This is a genomic window from Enterobacter cloacae complex sp. S1, from assembly GCF_014930525.1.
In the GTDB taxonomy this organism is placed as follows: domain Bacteria; phylum Pseudomonadota; class Gammaproteobacteria; order Enterobacterales; family Enterobacteriaceae; genus Enterobacter; species Enterobacter hormaechei_C.
This window is the reverse complement of sequence record NZ_JADBRE010000024.1, coordinates 22,583-44,121: the sequence shown is the minus strand read 5'-3', so window position 1 is coordinate 44,121 and position 21,539 is coordinate 22,583. Positions and strand designations below refer to the sequence as shown.

General features: G+C 54.8%; 18 protein-coding genes. 10 read left to right on the top strand and 8 right to left on the bottom strand.

Annotation, left to right across the window (positions count from 1 at the left end; all coding sequences use genetic code 11):
- Nucleotides 1-14: 14 nt before the first annotated feature.
- The 3 genes from glyS to IM290_RS16685 form a co-directional block, all read right to left on the bottom strand.
- Complete coding sequence (gene glyS / locus IM290_RS16695; RefSeq protein ID WP_006808596.1) at nt 15-2,084, bottom strand: glycine--tRNA ligase subunit beta; 2,070 nt, start codon at nt 2,082-2,084, stop codon at nt 15-17.
- A gap of 9 nt (nt 2,085-2,093) precedes the next feature.
- A complete protein-coding gene (glyQ, locus tag IM290_RS16690; RefSeq protein WP_003860141.1) occupies nt 2,094-3,005 on the bottom strand; it encodes a glycine--tRNA ligase subunit alpha in 912 nt (303 codons plus the stop codon).
- 160 nt (nt 3,006-3,165) lie between these two features.
- Nucleotides 3,166-3,471 carry a YsaB family lipoprotein gene (locus IM290_RS16685; protein WP_017693801.1) on the bottom strand — a complete coding sequence of 102 codons (306 nt, stop codon included), beginning with the start codon at nt 3,469-3,471 and terminating at the stop codon, nt 3,166-3,168.
- 184 nt (nt 3,472-3,655) lie between these two features.
- Between IM290_RS16685 and IM290_RS16680 the strand changes: the two genes are divergently transcribed.
- Complete coding sequence (locus IM290_RS16680) at nt 3,656-4,651, top strand: acyltransferase (RefSeq protein ID WP_023304607.1); 996 nt, start codon at nt 3,656-3,658, stop codon at nt 4,649-4,651.
- 52 nt (nt 4,652-4,703) lie between these two features.
- Here the strand turns inward: IM290_RS16680 and xylB are convergent, their stop codons facing one another.
- Both xylB and xylA read right to left on the bottom strand, forming a co-directional pair.
- Entirely contained in the window at nt 4,704-6,158 is a 1,455-nt protein-coding gene (gene xylB / locus IM290_RS16675) for a xylulokinase (protein WP_193042078.1), read from the bottom strand.
- Nucleotides 6,159-6,217: 59 nt separating this feature from the next.
- Nucleotides 6,218-7,540 carry a xylose isomerase gene (gene xylA, locus IM290_RS16670; protein WP_126291946.1) on the bottom strand — a complete coding sequence of 441 codons (1,323 nt, stop codon included), beginning with the start codon at nt 7,538-7,540 and terminating at the stop codon, nt 6,218-6,220.
- Between the two features lie 371 nt (nt 7,541-7,911).
- On the opposite strand from xylA, the gene xylF reads away from it, so the two are divergent.
- From xylF to xylR, 4 genes are all read left to right on the top strand, one after another.
- On the top strand, nt 7,912-8,904 hold the full coding sequence (xylF, locus tag IM290_RS16665; protein ID WP_006808602.1) for a D-xylose ABC transporter substrate-binding protein: 993 nt from the start codon (nt 7,912-7,914) through the stop codon (nt 8,902-8,904).
- A gap of 72 nt (nt 8,905-8,976) precedes the next feature.
- Nucleotides 8,977-10,518, top strand: a complete 1,542-nt coding sequence (locus IM290_RS16660) for a xylose ABC transporter ATP-binding protein (RefSeq protein ID WP_193042079.1) — start codon at nt 8,977-8,979, stop codon at nt 10,516-10,518.
- Nucleotides 10,496-11,677 (top strand): xylose ABC transporter permease XylH, encoded by a 1,182-nt coding sequence (xylH, locus tag IM290_RS16655; protein WP_003860151.1) that lies wholly within the window; start codon nt 10,496-10,498, stop codon nt 11,675-11,677. Before IM290_RS16660 ends, xylH begins: the two co-directional genes overlap by 23 nt.
- 33 nt (nt 11,678-11,710) lie before the next feature.
- Nucleotides 11,711-12,889 carry a D-xylose utilization transcriptional activator XylR gene (gene xylR, locus IM290_RS16650; protein WP_003860152.1) on the top strand — a complete coding sequence of 393 codons (1,179 nt, stop codon included), beginning with the start codon at nt 11,711-11,713 and terminating at the stop codon, nt 12,887-12,889.
- Nucleotides 12,890-12,924: 35 nt separating this feature from the next.
- Here xylR and IM290_RS16645 read toward each other — a convergent pair whose 3' ends face one another.
- Nucleotides 12,925-13,749: a protein bax gene (locus tag IM290_RS16645; protein ID WP_023295596.1), complete on the bottom strand. Its 825-nt coding sequence runs from the start codon at nt 13,747-13,749 to the stop codon at nt 12,925-12,927.
- Nucleotides 13,750-14,063: 314 nt separating this feature from the next.
- Between IM290_RS16645 and IM290_RS16640 the strand changes: the two genes are divergently transcribed.
- Both IM290_RS16640 and avtA read left to right on the top strand, forming a co-directional pair.
- Entirely contained in the window at nt 14,064-16,094 is a 2,031-nt protein-coding gene (locus tag IM290_RS16640; protein ID WP_193042080.1) for an alpha-amylase, read from the top strand.
- 235 nt (nt 16,095-16,329) lie between these two features.
- The gene (gene avtA, locus IM290_RS16635) at nt 16,330-17,583 is read left to right on the top strand and encodes a valine--pyruvate transaminase (RefSeq protein ID WP_058685861.1); all 1,254 of its coding nucleotides are present in this window, start codon (nt 16,330-16,332) and stop codon (nt 17,581-17,583) included.
- Between the two features lie 7 nt (nt 17,584-17,590).
- On the opposite strand, the gene IM290_RS16630 is transcribed toward avtA, so the two are convergent.
- Nucleotides 17,591-18,046, bottom strand: a complete 456-nt coding sequence (locus tag IM290_RS16630) for a 4Fe-4S dicluster domain-containing protein (protein ID WP_023295598.1) — start codon at nt 18,044-18,046, stop codon at nt 17,591-17,593.
- 3 nt (nt 18,047-18,049) lie between these two features.
- Nucleotides 18,050-18,868 (bottom strand): IclR family transcriptional regulator YiaJ, encoded by an 819-nt coding sequence (gene yiaJ / locus IM290_RS16625; RefSeq protein WP_015572751.1) that lies wholly within the window; start codon nt 18,866-18,868, stop codon nt 18,050-18,052.
- Between the two features lie 224 nt (nt 18,869-19,092).
- Here yiaJ and yiaK point away from each other — a divergent pair, with 224 nt between their 5' ends.
- The 3 genes from yiaK to IM290_RS16610 are packed head-to-tail and all read left to right on the top strand — an operon-like array spanning nt 19,093 to nt 21,522.
- Nucleotides 19,093-20,091 (top strand): 3-dehydro-L-gulonate 2-dehydrogenase, encoded by a 999-nt coding sequence (gene yiaK, locus IM290_RS16620; RefSeq protein ID WP_015572752.1) that lies wholly within the window; start codon nt 19,093-19,095, stop codon nt 20,089-20,091.
- A gap of 10 nt (nt 20,092-20,101) precedes the next feature.
- Entirely contained in the window at nt 20,102-20,569 is a 468-nt protein-coding gene (locus tag IM290_RS16615) for a YhcH/YjgK/YiaL family protein (RefSeq protein ID WP_015572753.1), read from the top strand.
- Nucleotides 20,570-20,595: 26 nt separating this feature from the next.
- Nucleotides 20,596-21,522, top strand: a complete 927-nt coding sequence (locus IM290_RS16610) for a DUF4862 family protein (RefSeq protein WP_015572754.1) — start codon at nt 20,596-20,598, stop codon at nt 21,520-21,522.
- The last annotated feature ends 17 nt before the right edge of the window (nt 21,523-21,539 follow it).

Here is a 21,539-nt window from a genome sequence, read left to right as displayed (position 1 = left end):
GCGGGTTTTTTACGTTATTGCAGCAGCGAAATATCCGCCACGCGCAGGAACAGCTCACGCAGTTTCTCAAGCATTGAGAGACGGTTAATCCGCAGCTCTTTATCTTCCACGTTCACCATCACCTTCTCGAAGAAGGCGTCGATGACGTCACGCAGCTCCGCCAGCTCCACCAGCGCTTCCTGGTAGCGACCTTCCGCAAAATACGGCTCCAGCTTGTCGCGCAGCACCACAACCTGCATCGCCAGAGAAATCTCTTCCGGCTCTTTCAGGGTTGCAGCGTTGACGCGCTCGTTCAGCGTTTCGTCGGATTTCGCGAGGATGTTGGATACACGCTTGTTGGCCGCGGCCAGCGCAGACGCCGCTTCCAGCGTACGGAAGTGGGATACCGCTTTCATACGCGCATCGAAATCTGCCGGACGGGTCGGACGACGCGCCAGCACCGCCTGAATGGTATCAACGGAGTAACCTTCGTCCTGATACCACGCGCGGAAACGACCGAGCATAAAGTCGATAACATCATCCACAACCTTCGCGTTGGTCAGCTTATCGCCGTACAGACGTACCGCTTCTTCGGTCAGCGTTTGCAGATCGAGATTGAGGTTCTTCTCTACGATGATTCGCAGCACGCCCAGCGCAGCACGACGCAGCGCGAACGGGTCTTTGTCGCCTTTCGGATGCTGACCGATACCGAAGATACCCGCCAGGGTGTCCATCTTATCGGCAATCGCCACGGCGCAGGCAACCGGGTTAGACGGCAGATCGTCACCGGCAAAGCGCGGCTGATACTGCTCGTTCAGGGCTACCGCCACGTCTTCCGCTTCGCCATCGTGACGCGCGTAGTGCATGCCCATCACGCCCTGGGTGTCGGTAAATTCGAACACCATGTTGGTCATCAGGTCGCACTTGGAGAGCAGGCCCGCGCGGGTAGCGTGGTTAACGTCGGCGCCAATTTCACGGGCAATCCAGCCGGACAGCTCCGCGATACGGTCGGTTTTGTCGCGCAGCGTACCCAGCTGCTGCTGGAACAGTACGGTTTGCAGACGCGGCAGGTTATCTTCCAGACGTTTTTTACGGTCGGTGTTGAAGAAGAACTCGGCATCCGCCAGACGCGGACGCACCACTTTCTCGTTACCGGAGATAATCTGGCTCGGATCTTTCGATTCGATGTTCGCCACGAAGATGAAGTTTGGCAGCAGCTTGCCGTCGTTGGCGTAAACCGGGAAGTACTTCTGGTCACCCTTCATGGTGTAAACCAGCGCTTCTGCCGGAACGGCCAGGAATTTCTCTTCGAATTTCGCGGTCAGTACAACTGGCCATTCGACCAGCGAGGTCACCTCTTCCAGCAGGCTGTCGCTCAGATCGGCATTACCGCCAATTTTGCGCGCCGCGTCTTCTGCGTCCGCTTTGATTTTGGCTTTACGCTGTTCGTAGTCAGCAATGACCTTGCCGCGCTCCAGCAGGATCTGCGGGTACTGGTCAGCATTGTCGATAGTGAACTCCGGCTCGCCCATAAAGCGATGGCCGCGGATCACGCGATCGGACGCCACGCCCAGAATGGTCGCCGGGATAACGGTATCGCCCAGCAGCAGGGTCACGGTGTGAACCGGACGCACAAAGTGTACGTCGGACGCGCCCCAGCGCATCAGCTTAGGAATCGGCAATTTTGCCAGCGAGGTCGCGATCATGTCAGGCAGCAGCGCTTCGGCGCTTTCGCCTTTCACATGGGCACGGTACAGCAGCCATTCACCTTTGTCGGTGGTCAGACGCTCAGCCTGATCAACGGTGATGCCGCAGCCGCGCGCCCAGCCTTCTGCCGCTTTGCTCGGCTTGCCTTCCGCGTCGAACGCCTGAGCAATGGCCGGGCCACGTTTTTCAACTTCGCGATCCGGCTGGGACGCCGCCAGGTTTGCCACTTTCAGCGCCAGACGACGCGGCGCAGCAAACCACTCAATTTTACCGTGCGCCAGGCCAGCGTTATCCAGCTCAGCAGTGACGTTCGCAGCGAAAGATTCAGCCAGGCTGCGCAGGGCTTTTGGTGGCAGCTCTTCAGTGCCGATTTCCACCAGGAAAGTTTTCTCAGACATGGCCGCCTCTTATTTGTTTCGGTTGCACATCGGGAAGCCAAGGGCTTCACGGGACGCGTAGTAAGCTTCTGCAACGGCTTTGGTCAGGGTACGAATACGCAGAATGTAGCGCTGACGTTCAGTCACGGAGATCGCTTTGCGGGCATCCAGCAGGTTGAAGCTGTGGGCAGCCTTCAGAATACGCTCGTAGGCAGGCAGCGGCAGCGGAGTCTCCAGCGCCAGCAGCTGCTGGGCTTCTTTCTCGTACTGCTCGAAGCAGGTGAACAGGAAGTCCACGTCCGCGTATTCGAAGTTATAGGTGGATTGCTCCACTTCGTTCTGATGGAACACGTCGCCGTAGGTGGTTTTACCCAGCGGGCCGTCGCTCCAGACCAGGTCGTAAACGCTGTCTACGCCCTGAATGTACATGGCCAGACGTTCCAGACCATAGGTGATTTCGCCGGTAATCGGTTTACATTCCAGACCGCCAACCTGCTGGAAGTAAGTGAACTGGGTCACTTCCATGCCGTTCAGCCACACTTCCCAACCCAGACCCCAGGCACCCAGCGTTGGGTTTTCCCAGTTATCTTCCACGAAACGAATGTCGTGAATGGTTGGATCCATACCCAGCTCTTTCAGTGACCCGAGGTACAGTTCCTGAATGTTGTCGGGTGATGGCTTAATCACCACCTGGAACTGATAGTAATGCTGCAAACGGTTCGGGTTTTCACCATAACGGCCATCGGTCGGACGACGGGATGGCTGCACATAGGCGGTCGCCATTGGCTCTGGCCCTAACGCACGCAGGCTGGTCATCGGGTGTGAGGTGCCTGCGCCAACTTCCATGTCCAAAGGTTGAACAATGGTGCAGCCCTGACGAGCCCAGTAATCCTGTAAGGTCAGGATCAGGCCCTGGAAGGTCTTGGTATCAAACTTTTGCATAGTATTTCGTGCTGGATACGTGTGGTTTTAAATGGAAGGGATCAGTATACCCGCTGGCTGCAAGATATACAGTACGAAACGGGGTTGTTTAGGGAAAATTGGGGAATAAGCCCTACAGCCAGAACCTGCGAAGGCTCTGGTTGCTGCTTATACGAGCAATTTAACGCATTGAGAGATGTAAAAACTGGCCGTCTGCATCAAAAGAGCAGACAAAGCCCTCTTTACGCGCCGTATAGCCTTTCAGTTCATAGCTGCCCTGAAAGCGCTCGAAGCCGTTTATATGAATTTTCTGTGCTTCGGAATTATAGCGGTGAGCCGCCTGATCCCTGCACAGCTGTTCCATATTCAGGGAACGCTCCGGGCTCATTTTCCCCTGCTGCGCTTTTTGGACAGGTATCTCCTCAGAAGCACTGCATCCTGTTAATAAGAGCAGCAGAAAGAGTGACACCCCACGCTTCATCATCATTTTTATTACCGCCCTGGTCAGTGGCTGTTATTTTTAGTAGCAACACGTTTATAGATTAAAGTCCGTCATTCTGCGAATCTCGCCAGCTCCCTACAAGTTAGCCTGGCTAAACTCAGAATTTTCCAAGGGAAAAGTTTTACACAATCGCAGTCACACTTTTTTTATCAGGAATACAGAGGAACTGATGCAGTCAAAAATTAACTGGATTGATAACCTGCGGGGAATAGCCTGTCTGATGGTGGTGATGATCCACACAACGACCTGGTATGTCACGAACGCGCACAGTATCAGCCCTGTTAACTGGGATGTCGCCAATATTCTGAACTCGGCCTCCCGCGTGAGCGTCCCGCTGTTCTTTATGATTTCCGGTTTTCTCTTTTTTGGCGAGCGTAGCGCGCAGCCAAGACATTTCATCCGTATTGTCTCCTGTCTGCTGTTTTACAGCGCCATTTCGCTGCTCTATATCATCCTGTTCACTTCAATTAACGCTGAACGTTCCCTGCTCAATTTGTTGCAAAAACCGGTATTCTATCATCTGTGGTTTTTCTTCGCGATAATCGTTATCTATCTGGTGTCACCGTTAATTCAGGTAAAAAACGTCAGCGGTAAAATGCTGCTGGCCTTGATGGTAATAATCGGGATCGTGGCCAACCCGAATACCGTTTCACAGAAAATTGATGGCTTTGAATGGCTGCCCGTTAACCTTTATATCACCGGGGATACGTTTTATTACGTGCTGTACGGCATGCTGGGGCGCGCCATTGGCATGATGGAGACGCAAAAGCGAGGAATAAACTGGCTATGCGCGGCCGCGTTTCTCGTCGGTGTGTTTATTATCTCTCGCGGGACGCTGCATGAGCTGCAATGGCGCGGCAACTTTGCCGATACCTGGTATCTCTACTGCGGGCCGATGGTCTTTATCTGCGCGATCTCTCTGCTGACGCTGGTTAAAAACACCCTGAATGCCCGCCCGCTTCCGGTGCTGGGGTTTATCTCTCGCCACTCGCTGGGCATTTACGGTTTTCACGCGCTGGTGATCCACGCCCTGCGCACCCGCGGCGTTGAGCTTAAAAGCTGGCCGGTGCTGGATATTGTCTGGATATTTACCGTTACGCTGGTTGTCAGCCTGCTGCTGTCAATGTTGCTGCAAAGAATCGATACGCGCAGGTTTGTAAGCTAACCCGGTTGAAGGCTGGTAGGCCGGGTAAGCGTTAGCGCCACCCGGCTCCTGTTTATGACATTAGCGGCAAAAGCTGCTGATAGATTTTGCGGAACACGTCTCGTCTTTCAGCATAGCGAGCATGATTTTTCGCATCAGGACGATGCTGCCGTTCAAGCGGCAGCTGGGGCAAAAGCTGGTGCAGTGGTTTATCCGGGTTCAGCGCAATTTGCGCCAGCCGTGCCGCACCGAGCGCCGGGCCGACATCGCCTCCCGTACGATAGTCCAGCTGCAACCCGCTGATATCGGAAAGCATTTGCCGCCAGTAGCTGCTTCGTGCACCGCCGCCAATTAACGTAATGCTGGATGGCGTCAGTCCACAGTCATGCACGACATCCATTCCGTCCGCCAGAGCATAGCCAACGCCTTCAAGCACCGCGCGCGCAAGCTCTGCCGGGCCGTGCTGATGGGTAAGACCGAAGAACACCCCTTTCGCTTCCGGGTTGTTATGCGGCGTCCGCTCGCCGGAAAGGTACGGTAAAAACCAAACCGCACCGGCATTATCATCTGCCTGCTGTGCCGCTGTGATAAGCGCCGGGACGTCCGCCATTCCGGTTAGCTTTGCCGCCCAGTCGAGGCAGGAAGCCGCGCTCAGCATCACCGACATCAAATGCCATTTACCCGGCAACGCGTGGCAGAAGCTGTGTACGGCGCTTCCAGGGTTGCTACGATACCCGTCACTGACGGCAAAATAGACGCCGGAGGTACCGAGTGAGAGCATGGCCTGCCCTGCCTCGACCATCCCCACGCCGACCGCACCCGCCGCATTATCGCCGCCGCCGGCAACGACAGGTACGGCTGGCATGTTCCAGCGTTCAGCAACAGAAGGCTGTAAAGCCCCCGTGATTTCACTGCCTTCAAACAGCGCAGGCATATGGTCGCGCGTCAGCTGGCAGGCATCCAGCATCGCCTCGCTCCAGTCCCGTTTCGCCACGTCGAGCCACATCGTGCCCGCGGCGTCAGACATGTCGCTGGCAAAATCCCCCGTCATGCGAAAACGCAGGTAGTCTTTCGGCAACAGAACCTTCGCCACCTGACGAAAAATCTCAGGCTCATGGCGCTGCACCCACAGGAGTTTTGGCGCGGTAAAACCGGGCATCATCAGGTTGCCCGTAATTTCGCGGGACGCAGGCACACGCTCCTCAAGGATCGCGCACTCTTCCGCACAGCGGCCATCGTTCCAGAGAATAGCCGGGCGCAGAACGCGATGCTGGCTATCCAGCAACGTTGCGCCATGCATTTGCCCGGCAATGCCCAGCGCTTTCACGTCGCGCAGGCTGTGCTGCTCGCCTAAGGCTTTCATCGCACGGTCCGTCGCCTGCCACCACTGCTCCGGATCTTGTTCCGACCAAAGCGGATGCGGGCGTGAAACCTGCAACTTTTCAGTCTGCGTGGCTAATACATCGCCCTGCTCGCTTAACAGGATGGCTTTCACCCCCGACGTGCCAAGATCGATCCCGATATACATGTGGTGGCTCCTTTGACGAAAATGCCCGGTGGCGCTGCGCTTACCGGGCCTGGATGCTGTTATTTATCGAACAGGTAGTGATTGACCAGGTTTTCCAGCAGTTCCTGATGGCCGCTCTGATGCTGCGGCGCAAGCTGATGCTGTTCAGCGTACTTCGCGATCTCCGCAAGCGATAACTGACCTTTCAAAATTTGCTGGCCCAGCTCACTGTTCCAGCCGCTGTAGCGCTTCGCCACGCGCTTATCCAGCCCACCGTCTTCAATCATACGGGCCGCCACTTTCAGCGCCAGCGCCATGGTGTCCATCGCGCCAATATGCCCGTAGAACAGATCGTATTTGTCGGTGCTCTGGCGACGCACTTTGGCGTCGAAGTTCAGGCCGCCGGTAGTGAAACCGCCCGCTTTGATGATTTCGTACATCACCAGCGCATTCTCTTCCACGCTGTTCGGGAACTGGTCGGTATCCCAGCCCAGCTGTGGATCGCCACGGTTAGCATCGACAGAGCCGAAGATGCCCAGCGCAATCGCAGAGGCAATTTCGTGATGGAACGAGTGGCCCGCCAGGGTAGCGTGGTTAGCCTCAATATTCACTTTGATCTCTTTTTCCAGACCAAACTGCTTCAGGAAGCCATACACGGTGGCGACATCATAATCATACTGATGCTTGGTTGGCTCCTGTGGTTTTGGCTCAATCAGCAGCGTGCCGCGGAAACCGATTTTGTGTTTGTGGTCCACAACCATCTGCATAAAGCGACCAATCTGCTCACGCTCCTGACGCAGGTCGGTATTCAGCAGCGTTTCATAGCCTTCACGACCGCCCCAGAGTACATAGTTCTCACCGCCCAGCTGATGCGTGGCGTTCATCGCGGTCACGACCTGGGTTGCCGCCCAGCTGAAGACTTCCGGGTCCGGGTTGGTTGCCGCACCCGCGCCATAGCGAGGATTGGTAAAGCAGTTAGCCGTACCCCAGAGCAGCTTCACGCCGCTTTGCTGCTGTTTTTCAGCCAGTACGTCGACCATCTGCGCGAAATTGTTCAGATACTCTTTCAGCGATGCCCCTTCCGGCGACACGTCCACATCGTGGAAACAGTAGTACGGCACGTTCAGCTTATGGAAGAACTCGAATGCGACGTCGGCTTTACGCTTCGCCAGCTCAATGGCCTCGCCCGGCTGTTGCCATGGACGGTCAAAAGAGCCCACGCCGAACATATCGGCACCGTTCCAGCAGAAGGTGTGCCAGTAGCAGGCGGCAAAGCGCAAGTGATCTTCCATGCGCTTACCCAGCACCAGCTCATCCGGGTTGTAGTGACGAAATGCTAAAGGATTGGTCGTTTTCGTGCCTTCGAAACGAACGCGATCGAGTTGGTCGAAATAAGCTTGCATATTGAGCTCCATAATCAGGGTATGCGGCGTGGTCTTGCTTCTGGAGTAATAGTGAATAGACATTGGAGGTTGCTCAATTACGTTATTTCACACTGCTATTGAGAGAATGCGCAATTGTGCGCTGGCTCGCAAAATAATGCGCAGACAAACTATTTTTCGGCGCGCATTCCAGAATCAAATGTAATTAATAGGTTACGCTTTTTAAAATCCGATCGCGGTCATAAATTCAGAAATAAACCAAATATCGTAATGAGAAGATAAAAATCTGTAATTGCCAGCAGGCCTTTCCACGTTAAAAATTTGCTGCGTCTCAGCAGTGAACGTTTCTTTTATCTCAGCTACACATACCCCTACAAAAAGGCCTAATAATTATGAAGATAAAGAACCTGACCCTAACGCTCTGCACTACTCTCCTGCTTGCAAGCTTTGCCGGACACGCCAAAGAGGTCAAAATCGGCATGGCGATTGATGACTTACGCCTGGAGCGCTGGCAAAAAGATCGCGATATCTTTGTTAAAAAAGCGGAATCTCTCGGCGCGGAGGTGTTCGTTCAGTCCGCTAACGGCAACGAAGAGACGCAAATGTCGCAAATCGAGAATATGATCAACCGTGGCGTCGATGTGCTGGTCATTATCCCGTATAACGGCCAGGTATTAAGCAACGTGGTGAAAGAAGCGAAACAGGAAGGGATAAAAGTCCTGGCTTATGACCGCATGATTAATAATGCCGATATTGATTATTATATTTCGTTCGATAATGAAAAGGTGGGCGAATTACAGGCTAAAAGCCTGGTCGCAAAAGTGCCACAAGGGAATTATTTCCTGATGGGCGGCTCGCCCGTGGATAACAACGCCAAACTGTTCCGCCAGGGACAAATGAAAGTGCTGAAGCCGTATATCGACGAGGGCAAAATTAAAGTCGTCGGCGACCAGTGGGCTGACGGTTGGTTACCGGAAAACGCGCTGAAAATTATGGAAAACGCGTTGACCGCAAATAACAACAAAATCGATGCGGTGGTGGCCTCTAACGATGCCACTGCGGGTGGCGCCATTCAGGCGCTGAGCGCGCAGGGTCTGGCCGGGAAAGTCGCTATTTCCGGCCAGGACGCCGACCTTGCGGGTGTAAAACGCATCATCGCGGGTACCCAGACCATGACGGTGTATAAGCCCATTACCGAGCTTGCCAATACGGCCGCCGAAATTGCCGTTGAGCTGGGCAATGGCCAGCAACCTAAAGCAGACGCGACGTTAAATAACGGCCTGAAAGACGTACCTGCTCGCCTGCTTACCCCTATCGAAGTCAACAAAGAGAATATTGACGCCACCGTGGTGAAAGACGGTTTCCATAAGAAGAGTGAACTGTAATCCAGCGCAGCCCCTGCCCGGCAGGGGCGCATTGACCTGCCCTGTTCATCTGTTGGGCTATGCGGAGCAGTTATGTCTTATTTACTTGAAATGAAAAGCATCACCAAAGCCTTCGGAGCGGTGAAAGCAGTCGATAACGTAAGCCTGCGGCTGAATCCCGGCGAAGTGATGTCGCTGTGCGGCGAAAATGGCTCGGGAAAATCCACGCTGATGAAAGTGTTGTGCGGGATCTACCCGCACGGCAGCTACGAGGGCGAAATTGTTTTTGCCGGTGAGGTGCTCCAGGCCACGCACATTCGCGATACCGAACGTAAAGGCATCGCTATCATTCACCAGGAGCTGGCGCTGGTGAAGCACCTTACCGTGCTGGAAAATATCTTTCTCGGTGCCGAACTCTCACACCACGGCGTACTGGATTACGACACCATGACGCTGCGCTGCGAAAAACTGCTGGCTCAGGTGAGCCTGGCTATCTCACCGGATACGCGCGTGGGCGACTTAGGTTTAGGCCAGCAGCAGCTGGTCGAGATCGCCAAGGCGCTGAACAAACAGGTGCGCCTGCTGATCCTCGACGAACCAACCGCCTCACTCACCGAACAGGAAACCGCCGTACTGCTCAATATCATCCGCGATCTGCAAAACCACGGTATCGCCTGCATCTATATTTCGCACAAGCTCAATGAGGTGAAAGCCATTTCCGACACCATCTGCGTCATCCGCGACGGGCAGCACATTGGCACGCGTGAAGCAGAAGGCATGAGCGAGGATGACATCATCACCATGATGGTGGGTCGCGAACTCACCGCGCTGTATCCCAACGAACCGCACACCATCGGCGAAGAGCTCCTGCGCGTGGAAAACCTGACTGCGTGGCATCCCGTTAACCGCCATATCAAGCGCGTGGATAACCTCTCCTTCTCGCTGCACCGCGGCGAAATTCTCGGCATTGCGGGTTTAGTGGGTGCCGGAAGAACCGAGGCCGTGCAGTGTCTCTTTGGCGTCTGGCCGGGGCGCTGGGAAGGCAAAATTTATATCGACGGTCAGCCGGTAAAAATCGACAACTGCCAGCAGGCTATTGCTAAGGGCATTGCCATGGTGCCAGAAGATCGCAAAAAAGACGGCATCGTGCCGGTAATGGCGGTGGGAAAAAATATCACGCTGGCGGCGCTCAGCCAGTTTTCCGGCGCGCTGGGCAGCCTGGATGATGCCGCAGAACAGCAGTGTATTCTCCAGTCGCTTGCCCGGCTTAAGGTGAAAACCTCCTCGCCGGAGCTGGCGATAGGACGCCTGAGCGGCGGCAACCAGCAGAAAGCGATTCTGGCGCGCTGCCTGCTGCTTAATCCGCGCATTTTAATTCTGGACGAACCCACCCGCGGGATCGATATCGGCGCGAAGTATGAAATCTACAAGCTGATCAACCAGCTTGTGCAGCAAGGGATTGCCGTCATTGTTATCTCGTCCGAATTGCCTGAAGTGCTGGGGCTGAGCGACCGCGTGCTGGTCATGCATGAAGGGAAACTCAAAGCCAACCTGAACAACCAGAACCTGACGCAAGAGCAGGTGATGGAAGCTGCCTTAAGGAGCGAACGCCATGTCGAAAAGCAACCCGTCTGATATCAAAGTCGCTGTTCCGACGCCCGGTGCGTTCGCAGGACTTAAATCGCTGAATCTGCAAGTTTTTGTAATGATTGCCGCCATTATCGTGATCATGTTGTTCTTTACCTGGATGACCGATGGCTCCTATTTAAGCGCACGTAACGTCTCTAACCTGCTGCGTCAGACCGCCATCACCGGGATCCTGGCGGTGGGGATGGTCTTTGTGATTATCTCAGCGGAAATTGACCTGTCGGTAGGGTCGATGATGGGTCTGCTCGGCGGCGTGGCGGCAATTTTTGACGTCTGGCTAGGCTGGCCGCTGCCGCTGACGATTGCGGTCACGCTGGTGCTAGGTCTGCTGCTGGGGGCGTGGAATGGCTGGTGGGTGGCCTACCGTAAAGTCCCGTCGTTTATCGTCACCTTAGCGGGGATGCTGGCCTTCCGCGGCATTCTGATTGGGATCACCAACGGCACCACCGTCTCCCCGACCAGCGCCTCGATGTCCCAGATTGGCCAAAGCTACCTCTCTGATGGCGTCGGTTTTACGATCGGCGTGGTTGGGCTGATGGCGTTTGTCGCGTGGCAATGGCGAGGACGCATGCGTCGCCAGGCGCTGGGGCTGGCCTCGCCTGCCTCAACCTCGGTTGTCGGCCGTCAGGCGCTTACTGCGGTGATTGTGCTGGGCGCCATCTGGCTGTTAAACGATTATCGCGGCGTCCCAACGCCCGTTCTGCTGCTGGCGCTGTTGCTGTTAGGTGGAATGTTTATGGCCACACGTACCGCATTCGGTCGCCGTATTTATGCCATCGGCGGCAATCTGGAAGCCGCGCGTTTATCTGGTATCAACGTAGAACGCACCAAACTCGCCGTCTTTGCCATCAACGGCCTGATGGTGGCCATCGCGGGGCTGATCCTCAGTTCGCGACTGGGGGCGGGCTCCCCGTCTGCGGGTAATATTGCCGAGCTGGACGCCATCGCCGCCTGCGTGATTGGCGGGACCAGCCTCGCCGGGGGCATTGGCAGCGTGGCGGGGGCGGTGATGGGCGCATTTATTATGGCTTCGCTGGATAACGGGATGAGTATGATGGACGTGCCGACGTTTTGGCAGTATATCGTCAAGGGTGCCATTCTTTTGCTGGCAGTCTGGATGGACTCTGCCACCAAGCGGCGCGCCTGATAACACTATCGTGACTAATTTGGGAAATGAGCCATGTTTGAAAAGCGTCACCGCATTACGTTGTTATTCAATGCCAACAAAGCCTATGACCGGCAGGTGGTTGAAGGGGTTGGCGAATATTTGCAGGCGTCGCAATCCGAATGGGATATTTTCATCGAAGAAGATTTTCGTACCCGTCTGGAGAACATCAAAGACTGGCTGGGAGATGGGGTCATCGCTGACTTTGACGACCCCGTGATTGAACAGTTGCTGAGTGGCGTCGACGTGCCTATCGTGGGCGTTGGCGGCTCTTACCATACACCGGAACATTACCCCCCCGTTCACTACATCGCCACGGATAACCATGCTCTGGTCGAGACCGCCTTCCTCCATTTAAAGGAGAAAGGCGTACATCGTTTTGCGTTTTACGGATTGCCCGCCACCAGCGGAAAGCGCTGGGCGATGGAGCGTGAATATGCCTTCTGCCAGCTGGTTGCCCAGGAGAAGTATCGCGGCGTCGTTTATCAGGGGCTGGAAACCGCGCCAGAAAACTGGCAGCACGCACAAAATCGCCTGGCTGACTGGCTGCAAACTCTGCCGCCCCAGACAGGGATTATCGCCGTGACGGACGCCCGCGCCCGCCACGTATTACAGGTGTGCGAACATTTGCATATTCCGGTGCCTGAAAAGCTGTGCGTGATTGGTATTGATAACGAAGAGCTTACGCGCTATCTGTCGCGCGTGGCGCTCTCATCCGTGGCTCAGGGTACCCGTCAGATGGGCTATCAGGCCGCAAAGCTGCTGCACAGACTGTTAGACAACGAATCCCTGCCGCTCCAGCGTCTGCTGGTTCCGCCCGTTCGCGTGGTCGAGCGTCGCTCAACTGACTACCGCTCCTTAAACGATCCGGCCGTGATTCAGGCGATGCACTACATTCGCAATCATGCCTGCAAAGGGATTAAGGTCGATCAGGTGCTCGATTCGGTCGGCATTTCACGTTCGAATCTGGAGAAGCGGTTCAAAGAGGAAGTCGGTGAGACGATTCACGCCGTGATCCATGCGGAAAAGCTGGAGAAAGCGCGCAGTCTGCTGATCTCCACCTCGCTGTCGATCAACGAGATTTCACAGATGTGCGGCTATCCGTCGCTTCAGTATTTCTATTCGGTGTTCAGAAAAGAGTATGACACCACGCCGAAGGAGTACCGGGAACGGTACAGTGAAGTCCTGCTCTAGAAAAAAGAACGCCTTCCAGTGGAAGGCGTTTTTCATTACATATGTGCGGCAATCAGTCGCTGGTTATCCTGGTACATGGAGAACAGGTAATTGTTATAACGCTGTCCCTGAGTAGAATAACCTTTCAGCTTGTGGATCATCGCCGTAGCCGTTACTTCCTGATCCGCCTTACGCAGCTGAGCGCGTGACTTACGGAACGAGGAGTAGGCCGGATGGGTGTTCAGGTTCACCACATAGGCATTCACGGAATCTTTCACCGATTCAAACTGTGAATAGCCCTTCACCTTGCCGGGTGCATTAGTACAACGACCTTTTGCGCATTTCATGCCAAACAGATTGTTGTTGTTGCGCGCCAGCTTCGAGGTGCCCCAACCGCTTTCGGCGGCGGCCATTGTCGCGACCATACTGCCTGGAATAATGTCCACACGCTCTAACAGAGTGTTCCACGGCACACGACGCGTGTTCCCGCTCCACTTCACTTTATAGCGTTTGGCGATGTCTTTCAGGCGAGTGCGCTCAGACGGCGACCAGCGGCTATCGTACTGTTTGGAAATCAACCAGTTACGATCCGCAGTAATCGCGGCATTTTGACTTTTAATGTAAGGCATTACCGTCCGGAGAAACGCTTTTTTCCTTGGTGTCCCGGAAGGGTATTTTCGCAAATCAGGAAGTGAACTACTCTTTGCACTATTGCGAGAATACTCTTGTTTACTGCTAACCTTACTGCTTGTCGTCTTTATTACGTGGGCTTTCTTACTCGTTGTATCCGCGTGCGTCTTTGCAAGCACCTCACCTGAAAATGCCATGGTGAGTAACATGAGTATCGCGGCCCCATATCGTCGAATGGGAGTCGATATCATTAGGTCTCCTGGTCGGATATAAACATTCCAACACCTTATTTTCTTCAAAAATTTGAGAGCGGAATCTCAAATCATACCAAAAATAGTCCTCAAGAGCACGTATACAAATAGTCCAATTCCGAAACTATGTCATCCGGAACATGCTCATTAAATCACCAGCACTAGAAAAATGTGCGCGATATCGCAGATAACTGCCTAATTTTGCGCGGGATCACTCATCCCTTCGCGTCCTCCTGGCAGAAAGCCTCAGAGGAGGAGTTTTTCCCCTGAGCCGAGTGGCACACTGGTCAAAAATGCCGCGACAGGAAAATGGAATGAAACGCACTGCATTAGCTGTTCTGATGTTACCCGCATTCGCGCATGCCGACTGGTCATCGCCGGGATTTAACGCGTTTAGCGCTGAAGGTACCGGCGTCTTTACCAGCCAGGCAACGCTTGCGAAGGGTACCCGCCCGCTGACGTTGAGTCTTGATAACGCGTGCTGGCAGCCGACAGGTGCCATTAAACTCAACGAGATGTTGTCGCTCAAACCCTGCGAAGGGACCCCACCGCAGTGGCGGTTATTCCGTGACGGCGTTTATCAGATGCGTATTGATACGCGCTCGGGAACGCCGACGCTGATGTTGACGGTACAAAGTGCGGCGCCACAGCCTGTCGCAAACGTTACCCGCCAGTGCCCGAAGTGGGACGGCAAACCGCTCACGATCGATGTCGTTAACACCTTTCCGGAAGGGACGGTGGTGCGTGATTTTTACAGCAAACAGACCGCGACCGTTCAAAACGGCAAAGTAATTCTTCAGCCAGCCGCCAACAGCAATGGTCTGCTACTGCTTGAGCGCGCCGAGACGGACAAACCCGCGCCGTTCAGCTGGCAAAACGCCACCGTCTATTTCGTGCTGACCGATCGCTTCGTGAATGGCGACCCCACCAACGACAACAGCTATGGCCGCCATAAAGACGGTATGCAGGAGATTGGTACTTTCCACGGCGGCGATCTGAAAGGGCTTACCAGCAAACTGGATTACCTTCAGCAACTGGGCGTGAATGCGCTCTGGATAAGCTCGCCGCTGGAGCAAATCCACGGCTGGGTTGGCGGCGGCACCAAAGGGGATTTCCCCCACTACGCCTATCACGGCTATTACACTCAGGACTGGACGAAACTCGACGCCAACATGGGCAGCGAAGATGATTTACGCCTGCTTGTCGACGACGCGCACAGGCGCGGTATCCGCGTCCTGTTTGACATTGTCATGAACCACGCGGGTTATGCGACGCTTGCAGATATGCAGGAGTATCAGTTTGGCGCGCTCTATTTGCAGGGCGATGAGCTGAAAAAAACCCTCGGCGAGCGCTGGACTGACTGGAAGCCAGGCGCGGGTCAAAGCTGGCACAGCTTCAACGATTACATCAACTTCAGTGACAAAGCCGCATGGGAAAAATGGTGGGGTAAAAAATGGATCCGTACCGATATCGGTGATTATGACAACCCGGGCTTTGACGATCTGACCATGTCGCTGGCCTTCCTGCCGGATCTGAAAACGGAATCTAAGATCCCGTCAGGTTTGCCGAACTTTTATCAACACAAGCCCGACACCAACGCGAAAGTGATGACGAATTTCACGCCGCGAGATTACCTGACCCACTGGCTCAGCCAGTGGGTACGTGACTACGGCATCGACGGCTTCCGGGTCGATACCGCTAAGCACGTTGAGCCTGAAGCCTGGCAGCAACTGAAAAACCAGGCCAGCCAGGCGCTGGCCGCGTGGAAAGCCGCCAACCCGGACAAAAAACTCGACAATGCGCCATTCTGGATGACCGGTGAATCCTGGGGCCACGGCGTGATGCAGAGCGATTATTACCGCCACGGCTTCGATGCGATGATCAACTTTGACTATCAGGAGCAGGCGGCAAAAGCGGTGGACTGCCTGGCCGATATGGATTTGACCTGGCAGCAAATGGCAGAAAAGCTGCAAAGTTTTAATGTGCTGAGCTATCTCTCCTCCCATGATACGCGTCTGTTCCGTGAAGGGGGCCAGCGCGCCGCTGAGTTACTGCTGCTGGCGCCGGGAAGCGTCCAGATCTATTACGGCGATGAATCAGAGCGTCCATTCGGCCCGACGGGCTCCGATCCGCTACAGGGAACCCGTTCGGATATGAACTGGCAGGACGTCACGGGTAAACAGGCGTTAACTGTCGCCCACTGGCAGCTTCTGGGGCAGTTCCGCGCCCGTCATCCGGCGGTGGGTGAAGGCAAGCAAACAACGCTGTCGATGAAAGAAGGCTACGGTTTTGTGCGCGAGCACAAGGGCGATAAGGTGATGGTGGTGTGGGCGGGTAATCAATAGACCCTCTCACCCTAACCCTCTCCCCAGGGGGAGAGGGGATTGCACGGTGCGCTCTTTCTCCCTCGCCCCTTTGGGGAGAGGGCCGGGGTGAGGGGCATTCACCAGAACAATTCACCACACAAATACAAACCTACCACATAAAACAACAAATCCGACCACATTCGCCGATTTGCACCAACACGGTGCTGGCGTTATGGTTACTGCCTTTCATATTAAGCCCGACAGATCACCTGCTATGACGTTTTCACTATTCGGCGACAAATTTACCCGCCATTCAGGCATTACCCGCCTGATGGAGGACCTCAACGACGGGCTGCGCACCCCAGGCGCTATCATGCTTGGCGGCGGAAACCCGGCTCAAATTCCGGAGATGAACACCTACTTCCAGACGCTGCTGGCAGAGATGCTGGAGAACGGTAAAGCAACCGATGCGCTATGTAATTACGACGGCCCTCAGGGTAAAACAGAACTACTGACGCTTCTGGCGGCAATGCTGCGGGAAGCGCTGGGTTGGGATATCGAACCACAGAATATTGCACTGACAAACGGCAGTCAGAGCGCGTTTTTCTACTTATTCAATCTGTTCGCCGGACGCCGCGCCGACGGCACCACGAAAAAAGTGCTGTTCCCGCTGGCACCGGAGTATATCGGCTATGCCGATGCCGGCCTCGAAGAAGACCTGTTTGTTTCCGCACGTCCGAATATCGAGTTGCTGCCAGAGGGCCAGTTCAAATATCACGTCGATTTTGAACATCTGCATATCGGTGAAGAGACGGGCATGATCTGCGTATCACGTCCCACCAACCCGACGGGCAACGTGATCACCGACGACGAGCTGATGAAGCTGGATGCGCTGGCGAATCAGCACGGCATCCCGCTGGTGATCGATAATGCCTATGGCGTACCGTTCCCGGGGATCATCTTCAGCGAAGCGCGTCCGCTATGGAACCCGAATATCATCCTCTGCATGAGCCTCTCCAAGCTGGGCCTGCCGGGCAGTCGTTGCGGCATTATCATTGCTAACGAGAAAATCATCACCGCCATTACCAACATGAACGGCATTATCAGCCTTTCCCCTGGCGGCATCGGCCCGGCGATGATGTGCGAGATGATCAGGCGTAACGACCTGCTGCGCCTGTCGAATGAGGTGATTAAGCCGTTTTACTCTCAGCGCGTTCAGGAAACTATCGCCATCCTTCGCCGCTACTTACCCGAAGAACGCTGCCTGATCCATAAACCGGAAGGGGCAATTTTCCTGTGGCTGTGGTTCAAGGATCTGCCCATTACGACAGAGCTGCTTTATCAGCGTCTGAAAAAACGTGGCGTACTGATGGTGCCAGGGGATTACTTCTTCCCGGGGCTGGATAAGCCGTGGCCGCACACGCACCAGTGCATGCGCATGAACTACGTCCCGGACCCGGAAAAAATCGAAGCGGGTGTGAAAATTCTCGCCGAAGAGATTGAGAACGCCTGGTGCGAGGCCGGTTAATAAAACCTCAGGCCAGATTACGCAGCCGTTCCGCGCGTAATCTGGCGGGGTCTATGCAGCGCAGCGCGTGGGTGGGACAGGCTTCGACGCAGGCGGGACCGCCCTCGCGATGCGCGCACAAATCACATTTCAGCGCCTGAACGCGATCTTCCACGACCCGAACCTGCATTGCCCCGAACGGGCACGCCACCATACAGCTTTTGCAGCCGATACAGCGAGCCTGCTCAACGAGCCAGGCTCCCGCAGCGCGGTGAATGGCCCCCGTCGGGCAGACATTCGCGCAGGGCGCATCTTCACACTGGTGGCAGCCCACCGCCGTAGTGAAGGTACCCCCCTTAACCACGCGGATCCGTGACGTAAGCGCTTCTGGCGTGGCGCTGCTTTGATGCGACATCATGCACGCCACCTCACAGGTGCGGCACCCGATACATTTTTCTGGATCCGTCAGAATAAATCGGTTCATCAGTTACGCCTCGCGCACGTTAAACCCCAGTTCTTTCGAGATAGCTTCCGCCGTGTCACGCAGCGGTTTTAGCAAGTTTTTCTCACCCACCTGCTTCATGCGCGACGTCGACAGCGAAATGGAGATGGCATAGGGCACGCGCCCGTGAATATCAAAGACCGGCACGGCGATACATGACACACCCAGTTCGTTCTCTTCTTTATCCATCGCCATACTGTGATCGCGAATTTCCGCCAGCTCATCATACATCGCGCTCAGTTCGGTGATGGTGTTGCGGGTCAAAGGTTGGATCTGTTCCTGGTGGCTTTCCCAGTAGCTCGCCACGTAATCCTGATGACCAAACGCCATATAGATTTTGCCCATCGCAGAACAATAGAGCGGCATATGCTGGCCGATATATGCGCGCGTGCGCAGCATACCGGTTGTCGGCTCAAGCTTATAAATCAGGATCGCGTGATCATCTTCACGGCTGGAGAAGTTGACCGTTTCGCCGGTGGCAATGTTCAGCGCCTCGAGGTGCGGCGCCGCCACGTGAATAATATTGAGCGATGAAAGCGCCTTTTGCCCGACGGCGATAAATTTGGTGGTCAGACGATAGCTCCCTGCCGCCGGCGCCGGCGTCACGTACCCGCACGACTGCAACCCCTGCAATAACCGGTGCACGGTGCTTTTATTCAGCCCCGCCAGTTCTGATAAATGCGCAAGCGGACACCCGTTCGGATAGTTACTGAGGATTTCAATCAGCATCAGGCCGCGAAACAAGCTCTGGCTACCTGCTGGCCTCTCTTTTTCTTGCGTCATTTCGCTCTCTTTTATGCTCATCAAATGGCTCCTGTTTATCGCGCCCTGATGGTAGCGCAAAGTGTGGTTTAGTTCACGATCTCAACAGAAAAAACACAACCATTTGATTTTAATCGATTTTGAAAAACGTGAATGTCGTTGATCTGACAAAATTTGATCGTTATATTTGAAATCAGATTTCGTATAGTGAAATTTAGTGATAAAAAAGCACTCGCACTTGCCCCTAAAAAAACAGGAGAACAGGGATGAAAGTGACCTTCGAAGAGTTGAAAGCGGCGTTCAATCGGGTTCTGCTCGATCGCGGTGTAAAAGCGGATACTGCAGACGCCTGCGCCGAGATGTTCGCCCGCACCACGGAGTCCGGCGTTTATTCACACGGCGTCAACCGCTTCCCGCGATTTATTCAGCAGCTTGACGCAGGCGACATCATCCCTGACGCCCAGCCGAAACGCGTAACGACATTAGGCGCCATCGAACAGTGGGATGCCCAGCGTTCCATCGGCAACCTGACGGCGAAGAAGATGATGGACCGTGCTACCGAGCTGGCGTCCGATCACGGGATCGGCCTGGTGGCGCTTCGTAACGCTAACCACTGGATGCGCGGCGGCAGCTACGGCTGGCAGGCGGCGGAGAAAGGCTATATCGGCATCTGCTGGACCAACTCTATTGCCGTGATGCCCGCGTGGGGATCAAAAGAATGCTGCATCGGCACAAACCCGCTGATCGTCGCTATCCCGTCGAATCCAATCACCATGGTCGATATGTCGATGTCGATGTTCTCCTACGGCATGCTGGAGGTGAATCGCCTGGCCGGACGCGAATTACCGGTCGACGGCGGCTTTGACGATGAAGGCAATCTGACCAGAGAGCCGGGCGTGATTGAGAAAAACCGTCGCATTCTGCCCATGGGCTACTGGAAAGGTTCCGGCTTGTCGATTGTGCTCGACATGATCGCCACCCTGCTCTCTGACGGCGCGTCCGTCGCGGAAGTGACCCAGGACAACAGCGACGAATACGGCGTATCGCAGATCTTTATCGCCATCGAAGTGGATCGCCTGATCGACGGTCCAACCCGCGATGCCAAACTACAGCGCATCATGGACTTCATCACCACCGCAGAACGCGCTGATGAAAATGTCGCCGTCCGTCTGCCAGGCCATGAGTTCACACGCCTGCTGGAGGAGAATCGCCGCAACGGCATCACGGTTGACGACAGCGTGTGGGCGAAAATCCAGTCTCTGTAAGGAGTGGGTCATGATATTCGGACATATTGCACAGCCAAATCCATGTCGCCTGCCGCTGGCGATAGAAAAGGCGCTTAATTTTCTGCGTACCACGGATTTCACCACCCTGGCGCCGGGCGTGATCGAAATTGAAGGCCGCAACATTTTTGCCCAGGTTCTCGACCTCACCACAAAGGAACAGCACGAGAACCGCCCTGAAGTCCATCGCCGCTATCTGGATATCCAGTTTCTGGCCTGGGGCGAAGAGAAAATCGGTATTGCTATTGATACCGGGAATAACAAAATCAGCGAATCATTGCTGGAGCAACGGGATATTATTTTTTATCACGACAGCGAACATGAGTCATTTATCGAAATGATACCTGGCAGTTACGCCATATTTTTCCCGCAGGATGTTCACCGTCCTGCCTGTATTAAAAACAAGGGATCCGCAATTCGTAAAATTGTGGTGAAAGTGGCCATCAGCGAATTAGATTAATTTTCTGATAAATACAGGAATGCGAAATGACCAACACCGGTTTTATTATTGGTGCGTACCCCTGTGCACCCTCATTTCACCAGAAAGGGGAGCAGGAAGAATACGCCTTCTGGCGGGAACTTTCCGACACGCCAAATATTCGCGGGCTGGAACAACCTTGCCTTGAAAATCTCCATCCGTTTGGTGATGAATGGCTGTTTCGTCATACGCCGGGCGACTGGCAGATCGTTGTCACAGCCGTTATGGAAACCATGCGCCGCCGCGGCAGCAACGGCGCGTTTGGCCTGGCGTCCGCGGACGAAGAACAGCGTAAAGCGTGCATTGAATATTACCGCCATCTGCATCAAAAGATTGATGCCGTTAACACCCGCTTTCCCGGGAAAGTGATCGCTCTGGAAATGCAGGCCGCACCGCAGGCGGGTAATGATTCTGTCGAGCAAGCGACAGAAGCATTCTCCCGCTCGGTACGGGAAATCGCGAGCTGGGACTGGGGCTGCGATCTGGTGCTGGAACACTGTGATGCGATGAATGGCCCGGCGCCGCGTAAAGGGTTCTTGCCCTTAGAGCAGGTGCTGGAGGTAGTGAAAGAGACCGATATCAGCGTCTGTATCAACTGGGCACGTTCGGCCATCGAAGGTCGCAACACCGCCCTTCCGCTGGAACATGTTCAGGCGGCACTCGCTGCCGGGAAGCTGGGGGCGCTGATGTTTTCGGGCACGACCCCTCACGGTGAGTATGGAGAATGGCAGGATCTGCACGCGCCGTTTTCTTCGTTCTGCGCCGACAGTCTCATGTCCACTGAACATGTAAAAACGCTGTTTACTGCGGCGAGCGCCGCAACATTGAAATTCTCCGGTATTAAATTACTGGAAATAAATGCTAATGCTGACGTCAGCCATCGCATCGCTATTTTGCGCGACGGCATTAGCGCTATGAATAAAGCGTCACAATAAAAATAAAGAATACATTT